The organism is Legionella drozanskii LLAP-1, from assembly GCF_001467585.1.
Taxonomy (GTDB): domain Bacteria; phylum Pseudomonadota; class Gammaproteobacteria; order Legionellales; family Legionellaceae; genus Tatlockia; species Tatlockia drozanskii.
The window spans coordinates 608352-626062 of sequence record NZ_LNXY01000020.1 but is presented as its reverse complement, the minus strand read 5'-3'; the positions used below and the strand labels follow the sequence as shown (position 1 = coordinate 626062).

The window sequence follows — 17711 nt, the reverse complement described above, 5'->3', positions numbered from 1 at the left end:
AATCATAATTAGGCTGTACGATTGGGGATTTATGTTCGATGCTCCCTAGGAATTCGCTCTCGCAGAGCGAGCTAAGCTGATTAACCAGTCTTCAATCATAAGGACATTGCAAATAGAAAATAGAGATGATTTACTTAATGAGTTGTGCTGCAGCAAAACTGCTAGTGATGTAAAAAAATTGCTGTTACTTGATTTTCTTAATACAATCGGCGTTTTTTGAATTCAGATAAGGATGACCAATGCAACGATTAATTACGATCTGTTTCAGCCTTATATTGCTACTCGGTAGTTGTATAGCCCAAGCGGACCTGGCATTCTCCCAACGTAAAGATGTGCAGAATTTTATCAATCATATGGTCAAAGAGCACAAATTTGACAGAAAAGAACTCGTCGCTGTGATGAGCGATGTTCAGTTGCAACCTCAAATTATTGAATCAATGGATAAGCCCTTTGAAAAAAAGAGCTGGGACGTTTACAAACAATTATTCCTAACACCTGAAAGAGTCCAGGCAGGTATGGAATTTTGGCGTACCAATCAAGCTGCTTTAGATAAAGCCGAAAAAAAATACGGTGTTCCTGCAAACATCATCGTAGCGATCATTGGTGTTGAGACACTTTATGGTAAACATCAGGGTACTTATCGTGTTTTGGATGCCTTATCGACGCTGGCCTTTAATTATCCCAAACGCTCACCATTTTTTACCAAAGAATTAGGTGAATATTTATTACTTTGCCGTGAACACCAGGTTCCACCCACCCAATATCTTGGCTCTTATGCCGGAGCCATGGGCAAACCCCAATTCATGCCTTCAAGTTATCGTAACTATGCCGCTAATTTTTCTCCAAATGTAAAAATCGATTTAATGAACGATGATAATGCGGTCATTGCAAGCGTCGCTAATTATTTCCATAAACACGGTTGGAAATCGAACCAAGGCATTGCCCAACCTGCTCAAGTCGAAGGCTTTGACTATAAAAAGATTAATACAACTTATAAAACAGCAGTCTATCGTGTTCAGCAGTTGGAAGCAGCCGGAATTAAACCTCTTACTGCAGCAGCAAATACGCCTTCTAAAGTAGGTTTAATTGAATTAACAACGCAAACAGGACAGGAATTTTGGTTGGCTTATCCCAACTTTTATGTCATTACACGGTATAACGCCAGTCCACAATATGCTATGGCTGTTTATCTATTCTCTCAGCAACTAAAAAGTCAGTGGGCAATGAATACCGTTGGGAGAAAATTCGCCTACGTATAATGTTCATTTATTAAGGACGTCAATGTGACCACTTGCTTTCTTTTTACTCAACACCTTAACGAAAACAATTGTTTGAGTTTAAGGTTAGATGCAAAAGGTCAGATTGATGCTCCTCTCGCGCAACGGGACTTTGCGGAAATTAAAACCCTTCAAACCAATGCCCAAACGTATATCGTGGCGTCAAGTCGTCACTTTAGCTTACATCAAATTGAACTACCCTGGCTTCCCGATCGCAAAGCACGAGCCGCAATTCCTTTTGCTTTGGAAGAGCGATTAGCGCAAAACGTTGATACACTGCAATTTGCTTTTGATCGCAACTATTATCAAGCGGGAAGATATTTAGTCGTTGTGGGAGATAAAAATTATCTAAAGGAACTGATAAGTTTTTTTGATGAGCATCAGATCAATTTTGATAATTTAACGCTCGATTGGTTTGCTCTTAAACCTCAAGAAATTGCTATGATGGATTCGTTTTTATTAATCAATGATGACAGTTTTCAGGGTGCTTTAAGTCCAGATCTGATGCCGTTTTATCTGGATAAATGGACTAAAGAACAAACGATTTACTGTTTTTCAGATAGCGATAAATCACAGCTCAAACCCACTGAAGCACAACTCATCGAGCAGGAAGAATCTTCCTATACTTGGCTGGCTCAGCGTTTATCAACCACCAGACCACTCAATCTCTGTCAAGGTGAATTGCAACATGATGGTAGCCAAAGCAAAACCAAACGCTTATATCAAGCAGCCTTTGGCATGTGCATGCTGTGGTTGCTATCCGTTCTTGCAGTCAATGCTATGAAAATTTATTTCCTTAATAAAGATCTAAATGAAGTGAATGAAAAAACAGCGGTTATTTATCGAGAATTTTTTCCTCAATCTCATCAAGTTATCAGCCCCAAATTTCGCATTAGCCAGCTATTGAAATCCAATCAAAACAATTCTGATTTTACCTTTTGGACTTTACTCGATAAATTAACGAAAACAGTCAAAGAAAATCCAATTACCATAGAGCAACTACGGTTTCAAAATAAAACACTCTTAGTCACTTTAGCAACGAAAAATTTTGAAAGCTTAGCGGGTTTCCAGGCGGCCTTAGAAAAAGAGAAGGTCAAGGTTAAACAAACTCAAGCGTCTACACTCAACCAACAGGTAGTCAGTACCTTGGAGCTTACCCTGTGATAGCGAATCATTGGCATAATTTAAACGAGCGTGAACGCTGGATGGCAGCTATCGGTTCTATCTGTGTTTTAATTTATTTATTCTACCTTTTAGTCTATTCGCCACTAACCACAGCAGTGAATAATAAATCGAAAGAATTTAAAGAAAAACAGGAGACTTTAACTTGGATTCAACAAGTTCGCCAGCAACCAAGATCGCAAAAAAGGTCTCAAGCAATTACCAATGCCAAGCTACTCGCGTTAATTGGCAATCAATTGAACTCTAATTCCTTACAAAAATTTGTTTATCAACTCCAGCAAACGGGTACCGGTGATATTCAACTATCCTATGATCGAGTACCCTATAATCCATTTTTAAGCTGGTTATGGTCTTTGAGTAATGACTATGTCCTTACCTTTAAACAATTTTCTGCTGAACGGACTGAAACCCCCGGTGTAGTAAAACTCATGGTAGTTATCTCAGCCAAATAAGTTAATTACTAGTGTTCGCTTGGATGCTACTCCAATTCTTAATCCCAGCGCTTTGTCGAAGTTCTGGAGGTAAATTGTTAAGTGCTTGCTGCGCTTCTTGATAATTATTATAACTACCGTAAACGCCTTTATAATAACTTTTACCATCGCGATTGCATTTTACTTCTGCCATTCGATCTTTTTTCGGTGCTTTATAAAGCTTTCCAGCAACTTGGGATGCTTTTTCACTTTCCCCTAATTGAATAGTATATCCATTAGGATTCTGATCATTTACCCAATTACGGTCTATAGCTTTATGAGAAGCTGGAGAATGGTAGGAACCAGTATAATAGGAATCCGGCACCGAGACTTCGCGATCTCCCTGTGTAAACTCACCATAATTTGCCGTTCCATCATAGGCTTGCGGATAAAACTGGGTACTTTGAAGCTTATAAGGTTGATTGGTACTGTACATTGTATAATAGTTTTGCTGGTCGCTTAGACAAGCTGTCAGGCCACTTGTACAAAGACAGATTGTTAAAAATTGTACTTTATTCATCATGGCGCTCCCGTTATTCTTATTCTTTTTGGGATGGGTAAAACTCTGCCCCTCTTTAGCTGCTTATAAGCATAAATGATTCCAGTTTCACCCGATTTGCTTGAATTTTTTTACTGTAGGTTGTTTCAATAGCGGTTATCGCATACAGTATTGGATTTTTAATGCGACGACTGAATGTGGTGATGATTAAAAATGTGGACTCATAGGCGCTCAGGGCAATCTCATCAACGAGGAGATCAGGATCATCGCGATCCCTACGAACGAGATCGAACACGAGTTATTCATTGCCCTGCCTTTCGTCGTCTCCAACGAAAAACTCAGATTTTAGGAACGGATGAAGGCGATTTTCACCGCACTCGATTAACTCATTCACTAGAAGTTGGTTCCATTGGTTGTAGTATCGTCCGTAATCTTGCTATCAATCACCAGCACTCTATTTTGCCGGGTATATTGCCGAGCGAAGATTTAATCACTGTCGTTTGTTTGCTACATGATATTGGCCACCCTCCTTTTGGCCATGGCGGTGAAGTTGCTCTTAATTACATGATGCGTAACCATGGTGGTTTTGAAGGAAATGGCCAAACTTTGCGCTTATTAACAAAAGTTGAAAACAGCTATGGGGTTTATGGACTGGATTTAACTCGCCGCGCTCTTCTCGGCATTCTTAAATACCCTGTCAATCGCGCTCGAGTCGTTGCGCCTGAAGTACCCCAATCTGTTGAATCTTTAAATAAAACAATCCGTATTAATGATTGGTTACCTCCTAAAGCTTATTTTGATTGCGAACAACCTGAGATTGACTGGCTTTTATCGCCTTTTTCTGAGCAGGATAGGCAGTTATTTCAATCGCTAGCTCAATTGCCCCAAATGAATCAACATGGAAAATCAGCCTACCATAGCTTTGATTGTTCAATTATGGATATAGCCGATGATATTGCTTATGGTGTTCATGATTTGGAAGATGCAATTCACCTTCGTTTGGTAAACCGTGCTCATCTAGAAAATCAGCAGTTCAATGAACTTCTAGGAAAGACAGCGTTGGAAAAAAATCAACATCAGTTACTCGATTTATTGTTTAGCCCAGAGCTGCATCATAGAAAACAAGCGATTGGCCAAATGGTGAATTATTTTATCACTGCCACTCATATTACAACCACTAATGAGGCGTTTGAAAATCCCTTATTAAAACATAATATTACCCTATTACCTGAAGCAGCTGCCTTATTGAATTATTTAATGCAGTGTATTCATCAACATGTTATCGACTCGCAAGAGGCACGGACCTTTGAATATGGCGGCCAAACGGTTGTTTTACGACTTTTTGAGGCCGTTAGTTCCAACCCCAATAGTCTATTGGATAATAAAAATCGTGCCTTATTTCTAAAAGCTCAAGAAGAGGAAGATGCGTTCCGCGTAGTCTGTGATTATATTGCCAATATGACCGATGAATATGCACACCGCATGCACGAACGCTTGTTCGGATTTAATACGCGAACCATTTTTGAAAGGTTATGAGCTGTTTATCCTACTAAACTTAATAGATGCTGTATATTATTTGCTCATTGCTAAGGATCTTGTATGGAAACAATTCAAATCTCTCATTTAAAAAAAGCGTCTCGTGTTTGCCTGGGAACTTGGGCAATTGGCGGCTGGATGTGGGGCGGTACGGAAGAATCAGAAGCTATAAAAACCATCCATAAAGCCTTCGAATTAGGTATCAATATGGTGGATACCGCGCCAGTTTATGGTTTTGGTCGCTCTGAAGAAATTGTCGGTAAGGCAATCAAACAAAAGGGCCATCGGGAAAATATTATTCTTGCTACCAAGGTTGGATTAGACTGGACCAGTGGCAAAATCACCAGAAACTCCTCGGCTAGTCGTATTAAACAAGAAATTAAAGATTCTCTTAAGCGCTTACAAACTGATTATATCGACATTTATCAAATCCATTGGCCTGATCAATCAGTCTCCTTTGAAGAAACGGCAAATGCTTTAAATTCTTTATTGGAGGCAGGAACAATTCGCGCAATTGGTCTTAGTAATTTTTCAATTAATCAAATGGAAGAGTTTCTCAAGTTTGCCCCCATTCATACTATACAACCGCCTTATAATCTTTTTGAACGAGAAGCAGAAGAAGAAATACTCCCCTTCGCAGAAAAATCTGGCCTAGTTACCCTAGCTTATGGTTCATTATGTCGGGGATTATTGAGCGGCAAAATGACCTCCGATACGCAATTTAGAGGCGATGATTTAAGAAAAACAGATCCTAAATTCCAACAACCTAGATTTGCTGAATATCTCAAGGCGGTAGCTGCCTTAGATCAGTTTGCTCAAATTAATTATCAGAAAAATGTTCTTGCTTTAGCAATCCGCTGGGTATTGGATAAGGGCCACACCATTGCTCTTTGGGGAGCTAGGCAGCCAAAACAACTCGACAATGTTTCTGAGGTGATGGGATGGACTCTTGATGATAGAGCAATGAAGCAAATTGATAAGATTCTTAATCAGGACATTCAGGAACCGGTAGGTGCCGAATTTATGGCTCCGCCTAAGAATGAATAGCGGGATACAACGAAAGCATGAGCAAGTAGCAATGCAGAAGAATTCTACAAATAACCATCGTTTTAGATGGCGTCCCCAAGGGGATTCGAACCCCTGTTACCGCCGTGAAAGGGCAGTGTCCTAGGCCTCTAGACGATGGGGACCCAGTGAACAACAGAAAAACTTACTATATAAACACCAAAATGGCGTCCCCAAGGGGATTCGAACCCCTGTTACCGCCGTGAAAGGGCAGTGTCCTAGGCCTCTAGACGATGGGGACCTAAGTATTTTCCATCAACAATCGTAATTGATGATGGTGGAGCTAGGCGGGATCGAACCGCCGACCTCTTGCATGCCATGCAAGCGCTCTCCCAGCTGAGCTATAGCCCCAAAATGAGAATCGCAGTTTAATGAGGCACCTCGTAACTGTCAAGCAATTTTAATCATCCATTCACTAAAAAAGAAAATAGCTGTCAATCGACTGCAAATTGTGGACGTAATTCTAATAACTGTTTGTCCAATAAAAGATCAAACATTCATTGACTTAACTTCTTTTAGCAGAGAAGGCCATTTTTTTTCGCTTCTTACAATTACCCCTGCTACACTCTTTTTATAGACCTATATGATAAAGGATTATCGATGCGTAAATTTTACTTATTTTGCCTTTTTTTAATGGCCTGCAATGCTTTCGCTCAGACTCGTGAAATTGCAATCACGATTGATGATCTGCCTTTAGTGGCCTCAAAAATGGACACTCCTGGCAATCAACAAAGAGCAACTGAGCGTTTTAATAAAATTATTGAAGCGCTCACTCAGAACCAAGTTCCAGCTACCGGATTTGTCATCGCCGGGGCGATTGCAAAGGGACAATGGGCGTTTCTTGAGCAATTTCATAAAGCAGGCTTCATGCTCGGTAATCACACTTACTCGCATTACAATTTGAATCAAATGAATGCAGATAAATACATTGCTGATGTCGCTCGCGCTGATAAAATTTTGTCACCCTTATTAACCGAGCCGAAGTATTTCCGCTATCCCTATCTGGCAGAGGGGGGTAAAGCCTCAAAACCTAAAGTACTTAATTATTTAACAGAAAATCATTATGTCATTGCTCCGGTCACTATCGACAGTAAGGATTTTCGTTTTAATGAGCAACTTTACAAAGTGCCCTATCGTTCAAGAGAAGCCTATATCGACAAATTGAAATCTCGCTATCTGGCCTATATCTGGAACCAAACACTGAAAGCTGAGCAACGCGCAAAAGGGCAGCCGGTTAAACAAATTTTGCTAATTCACGCAAACTTACTGAATAGTTATGTGTTGGGTGACATTATTCAAATGTATAAGCAAAACGGATATACCTTTATTAGCTTAACTGAGGCACTTAAAAATCCTGCACCTGCTCTGACCTTTCCTAGCTCAGACAGTGCAAATCCAAATGAAAAAGCCACAGAAAATAAGCAAGGGGGCGGCGCAGGTGATGAACCTCTTGGAGTCAGTGGACAACTTTTGTTGTTTCATTGATTTGATCCACTTGGGAGGCGGCAACTGATGCTCCTCCCTTGTTTATAAATAAACCGTTGGCTCTGAGGTATCCCCTGTTTTTTCTAAACATGAATTTGAGTTGATTATTCTTAGCAAGTTCGAATTGTCACCTTGCGAAGAGAGGGATTGTTCCATCATGGGGCACCATAGCCCCTACCTTTACGGGAATACAACAAAATTGTGGAATTTAAGGGACAACTATAGTTTCATCAGCTTGGCTTTCACTTTCACCTACGGATTCTTCGTCAGCGGTTAATTCTGCTTCCTCGCCCAGATTGGAGTGATGGAACATAGATCCAAACCAACGCCACTTATTAGCAAGAAACGATAAGTTTTCTGCGTCTTTAGGGGGCTCAACATTAAAAAATTGACTTAGCTTATCGACGATTGTATTGGTCCAACTAGCAGCAGTTTTACCCACAGTAGACGCTAATAATAAACCACTCAAACTACTTCCTAAAAATGTTGTTAAATAGATTGAACTATTTAATGCATCCTCATTAGCATAGATTTCATACATTTGCATAAAAAGAAGAGCGATAGTCGACACCTGTCTAAGAATTTGTAAAATATCTGCCACCCTCTCGCTTTTGGTACGAAGGAGCAGTTCTAATATGGTTAGTGCATTTGTAAAACCACAGGTCTGATTGCCCATCGAATTACGCAAGATAGCCATATAAACGACTGAAATAAGATTGGCGGATAAGGGGGATAGCTTCATAAAATTTACATTTTCTAAATAAGTTGCAAGAGATTTTTCGGAAACCCCATTCAAAAAACCCCAATACATTGAATCAAAGTATTTAACTTGTGAGTAAGGAGGAGAAGAAAATGCATAGATATCTGTGCAGACCTCTTTATCCATAGGGCCAGGCACGATCGCAAAGCGTTGATCTCCACAATAAGCTGGAGTGGTACAAGTATTATTATCCGTTGCAAGCTCGTGTGGATAGCCCATGACCGAACAACCTAAACCTTGGGGCATGGTCATTAATCGATTTCTGAGCAGTTCTAGTTCGTGCGTGTGACGAAATCCTAGAGCATGTCCTATTTCATGAGCATATACCAATAGATCTACAGAGGTTGAAACCTTGCTAGGAATGCATACTGCTACCTGATTGATATATTGAGTACCTGGCAGGAAATTATTGTTCGTTACTCCAGCTGCACCTTCAATATTATCGCTGGCAACAAAGGTGATACCTGATTGATCAGACTCAAGCTTAGGCATATATTTAAACTCAATTTGACTACCGCAGGCAATTCGCCAATACTCTAAGATTTCTTCCACCTTAGCTCTGCTGACTCGAGATAATTCATTCATGGTAATACCAGAATATCTTTGTTCTAAGTTCATTTTTAACTCTTGAGCCATCGAGAGAGGGTCAAAAGTGTAGTGTATTGTGCTAATTCGTGCATGAGGATCTGGTGCCCATTTTCCAAATTGTATGCCTTCCAATTCTTCTGGTGGAAAATGAGAACAAAGTTCTTCTAGTTTTTCTTTCAAAATAAGTCCATAGGTCAACAAAAATTTGCTAAATTATATTCTTTAAGTATTAAGAAAATATTATGTGATTAGGGAAAGTACAAATTTACGGATAAAAAACGCTAGTTCACTGCAAAAGCGCCTTCATCTTTCTGTTGAGGTGCTAGGGGGACAAATACTTTGGCAAGATCTTCAGTGAAATGATTCAAATTCTCATTCATGCTCGCGACTAGATTATCAACATTAACTATCTGTATTTTTTGATGATAGTAAACTGATCCTTTTTTATTTAACTGATCGCCTGAGTAAATTAGATAATCTGCGCGGAAAATACTATTGCCTTTAATATCCACCTCAAATTGTGAAATATTAATTTGTAAGCGATAATCTGGTTTGAATTTGAAATCCCAAGGAGAAGCGACTATCGTCACACCGGGCAATAAAGTCACAAGATTCGCTTCAATTACCCGCTTTGTATTTTTATCTAAATTTTCCACCCAGCGATGAAATTCCTCTAGCTTCACCTCGTGCGAAGAGTAATGGATAATGAATTGCGGTTTAGACATATAAGCCGGACTCTGAATTTCATTAATTCCTATCCGTAAATGCTGAAATTTTTTCACCGGTTTTTGTTGAGGTGAAATAGGATTAAGTACATAAAATTGCGAATCTGGACTGCGTCCACAGGAAATGAGTATAAGGCAGACTAAACAATAGCCAAGACAGATCGAAATGCTAGGTTTCAACAGTGCATTGGAGAACTTCTTGAATATCGATTTTATTAGGCCAATTTTCACCTTTTCCCTCGCAATAATGATTCTGGATATCGTGATAAATAATCCGCTAAATTTTGCGTTGAATTTGCAGCGCTAGAAACATCTTGCATACCCTGATGAAAGGCAATGAACGCGGGCGGCACAATTTCATTTAAATTGCTAGCCAAGACAGAGACGTCTTTTAAGCTTGCATTTGCTTGTTTTAAGCTTGCACTGAAAGCAACTAATATGGGTGGCACTAAATGATCCATATTCCCGGCGAAAGCAGAAACATCACTTAGACTGTGGTTGAGATTAGAAAGTGTTGGCGGTATTATTTGATGCAAATGCGTCACCAAACGATCCATACTTTCAGCCATAGATCTTGTTGCATCGAATGCCCCATTAACCTTCTGAGAATGAACAAAATTACTAATGTCTTGGAACGCAATTTTAGCCGCTCTGAACGCGTCATCCAGAGTGGTGTACTCTTCAAATTTATTATTAGTTGGGAAAATTGGAAGGCCACGAAACTCTTCTGTCGCATAAGCTTGATGAGTGGATGATTCAATTAAATCAATAGACGCAATCCCCGTTAAAAAATTGGGTTTCCTAATACAAGCTACATATCCTTTATTGATTAAAAGTTGGATTGGGCTTTGACGCCCAACGAATGCTCTTTCGACAAAAAACTGTACATATACCGGGATCTTAATTTGGGTTCTTGCGTCGTTTTCTGTAATTTCGATACGCTTCACTTCACCTATCTTCACCCCGAGATAAGTCACATCCGAACTAACATGAAGACCCGCTATTGAACCTTTAAAAAACATCACATAAGTTTCTACTTTTTCGCGCAAGTATTCATCATAAGCATAAAGAGCAATAAGGATTGTCAAACTTATTGCACCACCGACAAACAGTCCAACTAATGTATACAGTCGTTCCTGACGCATAAGATCCTTTAATAGGCGATTAATTTGAAATAAACACTGCTAACAATTAACCAAACAAAGCTTCGTGTAATAATGCGCGACATGGCCTTTCTTAAAAGCGAATGTCGTGTTGCAACCTGGTAATAGTAATAGCCTACGATGAGACTGACTATAGTACAATATAACATCACCTTAAATATTGAATAAATAATACTTGAACTCGTAATTGCACTAGTCAAATGACTCATGTAATCATAAATATTCGTATATAAAAGAACCTTGAAACAAAAATAAATACTAATAAACACAAAGCTAATCGAATAGAGATACAAAATCAACGCGCTGAAAGAAATTCCGAGCATGATTGGAATAATATAGATTACGATTACTTCATCAGGGGTTAGATTTAATTTTTTAATTCTTGCATTTATCAAATTCAAGGCGGTTTGCACGGATAACATCAATCCAATTAGAAAAGGCAGCAAATCATAAAATAATATTTTTTGGGAAACTAATAATACTTCATGTTGCAAATCAAAAGGGCTTAAGATGTTATAAATATTAAATACGATTGATATACCAAGTAAGGAGCTAATCAATATAAGAGGAATTAACAGTTTTACCCCTGACCGGTAGACGGTGTATAACAATCCATGCCATGAGAGTGTTTGTTTGCCGGTCAAAAGGTCGACAAAATTTAAGCATAAATGACCGAAAAAATGAAAAAAAATGACAATAGAACCTATAACTGGTGCCCCATAATAACGCAGTCGTTCTGGTAAATGCATCCGTTTGTCCTTAGAAGCATTAATAAATTCTCATTAATGGCTATTTATCTAGTAATGAGAGTTATTCAGCCTACAATTCCTTATTTAATCATTATTTTCGATTTTAAAGAAGCTTCTTGTTCTGAAGAATAATTGACTTTTTGAAAGGGCATTCTTTAGGTGCTAGATAAAAGGAATCCAGGTAGGGGCATGAAAGCACCTAGCTGGGATACCTTCATTGAAAACAATTAAGCACTGGCTACTTCTTTGCGTTTTTTCGCTGCTTTTTTATGTTGTTTCCAATCACGATCTTTTGCGAAAATAAAGCTTGCTGCTTCTTCGATGAAGAATCCAACATCATCAATATTCGCCCAAACACAATATTCAGTAATTTTTTCAAAAGTTTCGCTGCTTATTTCAGCCTTGATTTTTTCTTTCTTCTGTACACGAGTACTGTTGATAATTGGCATTTTGACCTCAAAAGTTATTTAAGCGGAATAAATCTTAACAAATAAAAATCAGGTTGCAAAGTCACTCCAAAACCCCCGATTTATCCTCTCGCTAAACTCTCAACCTATTGATATTCAATCAACAATAGCAAATGGTTTCTTTAATTCTGGATAAAAATCACTCCACATTCTATCGCAGAAGCCAAGGACATTCTTATGCTTATGGAGCTGGGCTTTTAAAGCATCTTCATAGGGTTGCCAAACAATATTTGCTAAAAATCCAAAAGCAACCGCATCAATACTACTTGGCTCATTTCCATGAAAATATTTTTTTCCAGCAAGCAAATTAGCTATCGCATCCAGTGTTTTATAACCCATTTCTAAAATCTCGTCATAGCTATGCCGACCAGTTCCTTGAGCATATAAAGTTTTTATTACCGATCTTCGAATAACAGCCGGAACAAATAATTTCATATATCCAGGTATTTTGGCAAAAAAAGCTTGTTTCACAGTGCACCAATTGGGTTCATATTGCCAACGCATATACACTATGATCCAATATAAACGCTCAGTAAAAGTATTATCCAATATTACCGACAATGCTTTTTGTTCTTTATTTAAATTTTTATCCAAAACATCGCCAAATTTTGCTTTCAAATAATTAATAATTAACTCAGTATCAGCAATTGTCTTCTCATCTATTTTTATAAAAGGAAGTTTTCCTTTAGGCGCTTTGCGCGGATCCTTTACAAACTTAATTTCAAAGGGAATGTCTGCCATACGTAAATAAGTTTCGAGTTTCATACAAAACGGGCTTGTGTTGGGTAATCCCCAAATACCAGGAAATTGGTACAATGTAATCATTTAGCTATTCCTTGTTAACAACAGATTGTCTGCTGATAATTTTTTGTTTAAACAGAATAATCCAATAAATCTTGCGTGATAATAATCTGTTAGCTCGCTAATAAACAAGATAGGAAAACAGAATGAGCCAATGCCCTTGTGGATCACAGCTTAATTATTTAATCTGCTGCGGTCGGTATATTGACAATCAAGAAGCACCCGCCTCGCCCGAAATTTTAATGCGCTCACGTTATACAGCTTATTCTCAAGCTAAAATCGACTACATCGAAAAAACTATGTATGGCATCGCTCTGGAAGGTTTTAACGCCACAGAAGCCGCGAATTGGGCAAGGCAAGTCTCTTGGACTGGGCTACAAATTGTAAAAAGTTATATGGATGAAAAAAATGTGGACCGTGGTTATGTTGAATTTATAGCAAGCTATCGAGAACAAGGGAAAGATCAAACCATTCATGAACTGAGTCAATTTCAGCGTTATGAAGGCAAGTGGTTTTATACCAACGGCACTCATATTAAAACACCTCCAGCCGCGAAGAAAATTAAAATCTCTCGTAATGCGCCTTGCCCTTGTGGTAGTCAAAAGAAATATAAAAATTGTCATGGGCTGGAGAAGTAATTAGGGTAGGTTGGACCAAATCTAAACTAGATTGCTATAACTAAGATCGAGAGCTATTCCCTCTCCCGCGAAGGCGTTCAACGTATTATTTTAATTTCTAGCTCGGGAGAGAGAGTAGATCGAAATGTCGAAAAATTCTATTGCTTATTGTCTTTAGATTTGCTTTAATCCTCGCGTTTTTATGGATTCCTCATGGAAGACCGCAAGTAAGTTCAAAATACATGGAAATGGATGATGTCTAACGATATAGCGATATATTTATCGAAACAGCTGCTATGGCATGCCTTATTGATTTCTTCGCCCGTCATAATAGTAGCCCTACTCTGCGGTTTACTGATCTCAATTTTACAAGTTATTACTCAAATTCAAGATTCAAGTTTAAGTTTCGTACCCAAAATTCTTGCTGTTGTTTTAATGCTTATGCTCTGTGGTGAATGGATGATGCATTCGCTCATTGATTTTAGCAAAAACCTCATACAAAGCATTCCGGAGGCAATAGGATGATCACTATTGCTACACCTACTCTCTCAGCAGTCTTTCTCGCTGCCATTCGTATTGGGGTTGTCTTAATCTTCACCCCTATTCAAGCCATCCGCCAATTACCTACCTCTCTCCGCTTTATTCTTGTATTAATGTTAAGCATTTTCTTAGTCAGTCATTTATCGTTGACTGTAGGCGATAGCAATGAAACAGCTCTCGTCGCGAAAGCGTTGGTGGAGCTCGCGAATGGACTCATTTTATCGCTCAGTCTGTATGCTGCTTTCGCGATTTTTCAAATTACAGGCCAATTAATTGAATGCCAAATGGGGCTCAATGCGCTTGCCATTTTCAATCCCAGTGAACACTCGCAGGATCCGTTAACCAGTCGTTTATTAACCATGTTTGCAGTTCTATTCTTTTTTTCTTTAGATGGACACCATCGATTAATTCAAGGTTTAGCCTATTCTTTAACAGTTATTCCGCTAGGAAAATTTACTCTCATTAATCATTTTAATTTGCTCATCAATCAATTTAAGTTAGTGTTTATTTTTTCCTGGATGATAGCCAGTCCGATACTCATAGGCTTGGGCCTGATCGAACTTTGCGCTGCAATCATCACCCGCAATATGCCGCAAATAAGCACTTATTTTCTAGCCTTACCCATTAAAATTCTTTTCGGTTTTTTTCTCTTCAGTTTAGTTTTGAATCATATCAATCCACTTATGGAGCATATTTTCAACCTCTGTTTCCAAACTTGGGATGAGGTCATGTCATGAGTGAAAAAACAGAAAAAGCCACCGCTTATAAACTTCAAAAAGCAAAAAAAGAGGGGCAGGTTAGTAAAAGTATTGAACTAAACACTACAGTTCATTTAATTGGCTTACTCTTAGTCACTAATGCCCTATGGCCTGCTGAGCTACACCAGATTAAAGCCTTATTAACTCAGCTACTCGCGTTTGCAACCCAACTACCATTTCAATGGGATCAGCTTAGCAAGTTATATCAATTTCTTTTATCCAACTTAGTCAGCTTATGGTTACCTTTTGCCTTAACAAGTTTTCTCTGTCTGAGCTTAGCAAGCATCGCTCAAACTGGTTTTGTCTGGTCGACAAAACCTCTGATACCGAATCTTAGACGATTGAATCTAATTCAGGGTGTTAAACGTTTATTTTCATCTAAAACTTTATTTGACACCGTAAAATCCTGTTTGAAATTGTGCCTCAGTTTTTCCTTAATTCTATTCACTCTTCCTCGAGAGATTAATTCGCTGCTCCTGCTACTCACTCAGTCTCCTCAAAGCCATCCGAATTTAATTATGCACTTAATTTTAAAGTTGGTTCTGCAACTATTATTATTGCTCCTCGCGCTCGCCATGCTAGACAAACTCTATACCAACTGGAAGTTCAAAAAAGACAATCGCATGACTAAGCAAGAAGTCAAAGACGAATATCGTCAACGCGAAGGTGACCCGAAAATAAAATTAAAAATCAAACAACTACAGCAGCAACTAAGACAGAAAACCGCCTCATTAAATCAAATAAAAACCGCTGATGTTGTGATTACCAATCCAACTCATTTAGCCATTGCTCTAAAATATGACCGAGGTTCCATGCCAGCTCCTAAAGTGGTCTTTAAAGCACGGGGGGAATTTGCAAACCAAGCGAAAACCCTCGCTCAGCGTCATAAGATTCCCATTATACAAAACAAAGCCTTTGCCCAAGCTTTATTTGCCAGCGTGGAATTAAATCACTGCCTTAGTAGCGAGCACTTCCCTGTTGCAGCCCTTATTTTTCGTGAAATCTATCGTCAACGAGGTCTTGCAGCATGAAAAACCGATTTCATAACAGCAGCGAATTAATCATGGTCAGTTTTGCAATAGGCATCTTACTGATTTTATTTATTCCGATTCCTGCCACTTTGCTGGATTTTTTATTAATTATTAATTTCAGCTGGGCATTGACCATACTTCTTTTAACGTTTTATACCGACAAACCTCTAAGTTTCTCTACTTTTCCAGCGCTCTTACTTTTGTCAACTCTTTTTCGGCTTGCACTCAATATCTCTGCCACTCGACTTATTTTGGCTTATGGTGATGCCGGAGAAGTTATTCAGACAATGGGAAAATACGTCATCAACGGCAATTATGTGATGGGCTTGGTCGTTTTTTCGATTCTTATCATTATCCAATATATTGTCATTACCAACGGGGCTCAACGAGTCGCGGAGGTCGCAGCCCGATTTACTTTGGATAGCATGCCCGGAAAACAAATGAGTATCGATGCCGATCTTAATATGGGTATTATTTCTCAAGCCGAAGCCAAATTTAGGCGGTCGCAAATTGAAAAAGAAGCTAATTTCTATGGCGCGATGGATGGCGCATCCAAATTTGTAAAAGGCGATGCAATAGCTGGAATTTTAATTATTCTCGTGGATATTATAGGCGGATTTGCCATAGGCATGGCACAAAAAGGATTAAGCCTCACCGATTCAATTCAACAATATACTTTGCTTACTGTTGGTGATGGCTTAGTGACACAGATTCCGGCGCTAATTATTTCAACCGCCACTGGTATCATCGTGACACGAGCGGCCACTGATGCTCAACTCGGCTCTGAGATTTCCAAACAAATTGCTGCCTACCCCAAAAGTTTAATGATGGTTTGCTGTGGTTTATTAGGCCTATTGTTTTTAAAGGGCATTCCCACTCTTCCCGTGTTGGTTATTTTAAGTTTTTTTGCCCTGACTACTTGGTTTGCACTACGCTCGAAGCCGGAGGAAATCACTGAAGAAACGGTAGAGTGCCTCTACGAAAAAATCAAAATTTATCCTTTAGAAATCCAGCTACATCCCGAGCTCTTCACACATTTTGCTCATCAGGAAGCGATCTTTCTTCAATCTATACAACAAGTACGTGAACGCTTAGCGTATGAACTGGGATTTGTAATCCCGGAAGTTAAAATCGTTAGCGATAAAAGACTTAATTATCCTTATTATTGCCTCTGCATTCAGGGTAATAACCAGGGTTATCATCAACTACATCTTGAAAAAACTCTAGCCATTGTTCCAAACCGCAATAATCAGACAATGACTCTTCTCAGTGAAGGCATCGAGGTGCGCGATCCTAGCTATGGTTTACCGGCTATTTGGATTGATGAAAGCCAAAAATCTAAGGCGGTTGAACGTGGGTACACACTCTGTGATGCCATCAATGTTTTAGTGACTCACATCAAGGAAATTGTTTTTAATCATACCGCTGAATTGTTAACAAGAGCGGAAACAGAAATCTTACTCGAACAATCGAATGTCCGTAATCTGCGAGATGAGCTTATCCCTGCCCTACTACCTTTAAGCCATGTTCAACGCATTTTGCAAAATTTATTACAAGAAAAAGTTTCTATTCGCTATTTATCGACCATTCTTGAAGTCTTACTCGAACATGCAAAAAATAATGCCGACCCCACACAACTCTCTGAACTTGTTCGTGCTCATCTTGGCACAGCGATTTGTCAGAAATTACTCGCGAACCAACCTAGCTTACAAGTCTTAACCCTTGCGCCCGTGCTTGAGCAAAAGCTGAGTCAGAGTGTTAATAAAGATTATTGGGCCTTAGAACCGAGTTTAACCGAGAATTTCATGACTGCGCTCGCTAATCAGGTGGAAAAAATGCTAGGCGAGAGGAAAAGGCCCATCTTACTTTGCTCTTCGGTATTACGAAGACAGATTAAACAATTAACCCAACGAGTGATTCCCCATTTAACGGTTTTAGCCATGAATGAAGTGCCAGTGAACATTCAGGTGGAATCTTTTGCTGTTGTGCAATAAGGAC

The 17711-nt window shown here is 39.0% G+C and carries 18 protein-coding genes and 3 tRNA genes; 11 read left to right on the top strand and 10 right to left on the bottom strand.

From position 1 onward, the window contains the following. Positions 1 to 239: 239 nt before the first annotated feature. The 3 genes from mltB (at position 240) to gspM (ending at position 2911) form a co-directional block, all read left to right on the top strand. Positions 240 to 1259, top strand: a complete 1020-nt coding sequence (mltB, locus tag Ldro_RS07140; RefSeq protein ID WP_058495710.1) for a lytic murein transglycosylase B — start codon at positions 240 to 242, stop codon at positions 1257 to 1259. Between the two features lie 72 nt (positions 1260 to 1331). Then, positions 1332 to 2441: a type II secretion system protein GspL gene (gene gspL, locus Ldro_RS07135; protein WP_238583986.1), complete on the top strand. Its 1110-nt coding sequence runs from the start codon at positions 1332 to 1334 to the stop codon at positions 2439 to 2441. Beyond that, positions 2438 to 2911, top strand: coding sequence for a type II secretion system protein GspM (gene gspM, locus Ldro_RS07130; RefSeq protein WP_238583985.1), 474 nt, complete (start codon positions 2438 to 2440; stop codon positions 2909 to 2911). Before gspL ends, gspM begins: the two co-directional genes overlap by 4 nt. A 1-nt stretch (position 2912) precedes the next feature. On the opposite strand, the gene Ldro_RS07125 is transcribed toward gspM, so the two are convergent. After that, the gene (locus Ldro_RS07125; RefSeq protein WP_058495708.1) at positions 2913 to 3452 is read right to left on the bottom strand and encodes an SPOR domain-containing protein; all 540 of its coding nucleotides are present in this window, start codon (positions 3450 to 3452) and stop codon (positions 2913 to 2915) included. Between the two features lie 189 nt (positions 3453 to 3641). Here Ldro_RS07125 and Ldro_RS07120 point away from each other — a divergent pair, with 189 nt between their 5' ends. Together Ldro_RS07120 and Ldro_RS07115 are read left to right on the top strand one after the other, a co-directional pair. Continuing rightward, positions 3642 to 4964: an anti-phage deoxyguanosine triphosphatase gene (locus tag Ldro_RS07120; RefSeq protein ID WP_058495707.1), complete on the top strand. Its 1323-nt coding sequence runs from the start codon at positions 3642 to 3644 to the stop codon at positions 4962 to 4964. Between the two features lie 63 nt (positions 4965 to 5027). Then, positions 5028 to 6011, top strand: a complete 984-nt coding sequence (locus tag Ldro_RS07115; RefSeq protein ID WP_058495706.1) for an aldo/keto reductase — start codon at positions 5028 to 5030, stop codon at positions 6009 to 6011. 67 nt (positions 6012 to 6078) lie between these two features. Here Ldro_RS07115 and Ldro_RS07110 read toward each other — a convergent pair. The 3 genes from Ldro_RS07110 to Ldro_RS07100 all read right to left on the bottom strand — a co-directional run bounded on the left by Ldro_RS07110 (position 6079) and on the right by Ldro_RS07100 (position 6380). Further along, positions 6079 to 6154, bottom strand: a tRNA-Glu gene (locus Ldro_RS07110). A gap of 40 nt (positions 6155 to 6194) precedes the next feature. After that, positions 6195 to 6270 (bottom strand) — tRNA-Glu (locus Ldro_RS07105). Between the two features lie 34 nt (positions 6271 to 6304). Then, positions 6305 to 6380 (bottom strand) — tRNA-Ala (locus Ldro_RS07100). Between the two features lie 249 nt (positions 6381 to 6629). Here Ldro_RS07100 and Ldro_RS07095 point away from each other — a divergent pair. Beyond that, positions 6630 to 7514 carry a polysaccharide deacetylase family protein gene (locus tag Ldro_RS07095; protein ID WP_058495705.1) on the top strand — a complete coding sequence of 295 codons (885 nt, stop codon included), beginning with the start codon at positions 6630 to 6632 and terminating at the stop codon, positions 7512 to 7514. A 208-nt stretch (positions 7515 to 7722) separates the two neighbouring features. Here the strand turns inward: Ldro_RS07095 and Ldro_RS07090 are convergent, their stop codons facing one another. From Ldro_RS07090 to Ldro_RS07065, 6 genes are all read right to left on the bottom strand, one after another. Further along, the gene (locus tag Ldro_RS07090; RefSeq protein WP_058495704.1) at positions 7723 to 9042 is read right to left on the bottom strand and encodes a hypothetical protein; all 1320 of its coding nucleotides are present in this window, start codon (positions 9040 to 9042) and stop codon (positions 7723 to 7725) included. A gap of 101 nt (positions 9043 to 9143) precedes the next feature. Continuing rightward, complete coding sequence (locus Ldro_RS07085; protein ID WP_058495703.1) at positions 9144 to 9818, bottom strand: PqiC family protein; 675 nt, start codon at positions 9816 to 9818, stop codon at positions 9144 to 9146. Next, positions 9815 to 10732: an MlaD family protein gene (locus Ldro_RS07080; protein ID WP_058495702.1), complete on the bottom strand. Its 918-nt coding sequence runs from the start codon at positions 10730 to 10732 to the stop codon at positions 9815 to 9817. The genes Ldro_RS07085 and Ldro_RS07080 overlap by 4 nt, the downstream gene beginning before the upstream one ends. Before the next feature lie 8 nt (positions 10733 to 10740). After that, positions 10741 to 11499, bottom strand: a complete 759-nt coding sequence (locus Ldro_RS07075; protein ID WP_058495701.1) for an ABC transporter permease — start codon at positions 11497 to 11499, stop codon at positions 10741 to 10743. Between the two features lie 227 nt (positions 11500 to 11726). Further along, complete coding sequence (locus Ldro_RS07070; RefSeq protein WP_058495700.1) at positions 11727 to 11948, bottom strand: hypothetical protein; 222 nt, start codon at positions 11946 to 11948, stop codon at positions 11727 to 11729. A 114-nt stretch (positions 11949 to 12062) separates the two neighbouring features. Further along, positions 12063 to 12791, bottom strand: coding sequence for a glutathione S-transferase family protein (locus tag Ldro_RS07065; RefSeq protein ID WP_058495699.1), 729 nt, complete (start codon positions 12789 to 12791; stop codon positions 12063 to 12065). Between the two features lie 122 nt (positions 12792 to 12913). Here Ldro_RS07065 and Ldro_RS07060 point away from each other — a divergent pair, with 122 nt between their 5' ends. The 5 genes from Ldro_RS07060 to Ldro_RS07040 all read left to right on the top strand — a co-directional run bounded on the left by Ldro_RS07060 (position 12914) and on the right by Ldro_RS07040 (position 17707). Beyond that, positions 12914 to 13405 carry a YchJ family protein gene (locus Ldro_RS07060; protein WP_058495698.1) on the top strand — a complete coding sequence of 164 codons (492 nt, stop codon included), beginning with the start codon at positions 12914 to 12916 and terminating at the stop codon, positions 13403 to 13405. Positions 13406 to 13636: 231 nt separating this feature from the next. Next, positions 13637 to 13909 carry a flagellar biosynthesis protein FliQ gene (gene fliQ / locus Ldro_RS07055; RefSeq protein WP_338011189.1) on the top strand — a complete coding sequence of 91 codons (273 nt, stop codon included), beginning with the start codon at positions 13637 to 13639 and terminating at the stop codon, positions 13907 to 13909. Then, positions 13906 to 14661, top strand: a complete 756-nt coding sequence (locus Ldro_RS07050; protein ID WP_058495696.1) for a flagellar biosynthetic protein FliR — start codon at positions 13906 to 13908, stop codon at positions 14659 to 14661. Before fliQ ends, Ldro_RS07050 begins: the two co-directional genes overlap by 4 nt. Beyond that, positions 14658 to 15713 carry an EscU/YscU/HrcU family type III secretion system export apparatus switch protein gene (locus Ldro_RS07045; RefSeq protein ID WP_058495695.1) on the top strand — a complete coding sequence of 352 codons (1056 nt, stop codon included), beginning with the start codon at positions 14658 to 14660 and terminating at the stop codon, positions 15711 to 15713. The genes Ldro_RS07050 and Ldro_RS07045 overlap by 4 nt, the downstream gene beginning before the upstream one ends. Next, positions 15710 to 17707: a flagellar biosynthesis protein FlhA gene (locus tag Ldro_RS07040; protein ID WP_058495694.1), complete on the top strand. Its 1998-nt coding sequence runs from the start codon at positions 15710 to 15712 to the stop codon at positions 17705 to 17707. Before Ldro_RS07045 ends, Ldro_RS07040 begins: the two co-directional genes overlap by 4 nt. The last annotated feature ends 4 nt before the right edge of the window (positions 17708 to 17711 follow it).

What these genes read in the sequence shown, in the direction of transcription:
- Ldro_RS07060 (WP_058495698.1), top strand. Translation starts at nt 12,914, where the DNA reads ATGAGCCAATGCCCTTGTGGATCACAGCTTAATTATTTAATCTGCTGC.
- Ldro_RS07125 (WP_058495708.1), bottom strand. Translation starts at nt 3,452, where the DNA reads ATGATGAATAAAGTACAATTTTTAACAATCTGTCTTTGTACAAGTGGC.
- Ldro_RS07040 (WP_058495694.1), top strand. Translation starts at nt 15,710, where the DNA reads ATGAAAAACCGATTTCATAACAGCAGCGAATTAATCATGGTCAGTTTT.
- Ldro_RS07115 (WP_058495706.1), top strand. Translation starts at nt 5,028, where the DNA reads ATGGAAACAATTCAAATCTCTCATTTAAAAAAAGCGTCTCGTGTTTGC.
- Ldro_RS07075 (WP_058495701.1), bottom strand. Translation starts at nt 11,499, where the DNA reads ATGCATTTACCAGAACGACTGCGTTATTATGGGGCACCAGTTATAGGT.
- Ldro_RS07070 (WP_058495700.1), bottom strand. Translation starts at nt 11,948, where the DNA reads ATGCCAATTATCAACAGTACTCGTGTACAGAAGAAAGAAAAAATCAAG.
- Ldro_RS07080 (WP_058495702.1), bottom strand. Translation starts at nt 10,732, where the DNA reads ATGCGTCAGGAACGACTGTATACATTAGTTGGACTGTTTGTCGGTGGT.
- fliQ (WP_338011189.1), top strand. Translation starts at nt 13,637, where the DNA reads ATGATGTCTAACGATATAGCGATATATTTATCGAAACAGCTGCTATGG.
- Ldro_RS07045 (WP_058495695.1), top strand. Translation starts at nt 14,658, where the DNA reads ATGAGTGAAAAAACAGAAAAAGCCACCGCTTATAAACTTCAAAAAGCA.
- mltB (WP_058495710.1), top strand. Translation starts at nt 240, where the DNA reads ATGCAACGATTAATTACGATCTGTTTCAGCCTTATATTGCTACTCGGT.
- Ldro_RS07050 (WP_058495696.1), top strand. Translation starts at nt 13,906, where the DNA reads ATGATCACTATTGCTACACCTACTCTCTCAGCAGTCTTTCTCGCTGCC.
- Ldro_RS07095 (WP_058495705.1), top strand. Translation starts at nt 6,630, where the DNA reads ATGCGTAAATTTTACTTATTTTGCCTTTTTTTAATGGCCTGCAATGCT.
- Ldro_RS07065 (WP_058495699.1), bottom strand. Translation starts at nt 12,791, where the DNA reads ATGATTACATTGTACCAATTTCCTGGTATTTGGGGATTACCCAACACA.
- Ldro_RS07120 (WP_058495707.1), top strand. Translation starts at nt 3,642, where the DNA reads ATGTGGACTCATAGGCGCTCAGGGCAATCTCATCAACGAGGAGATCAG.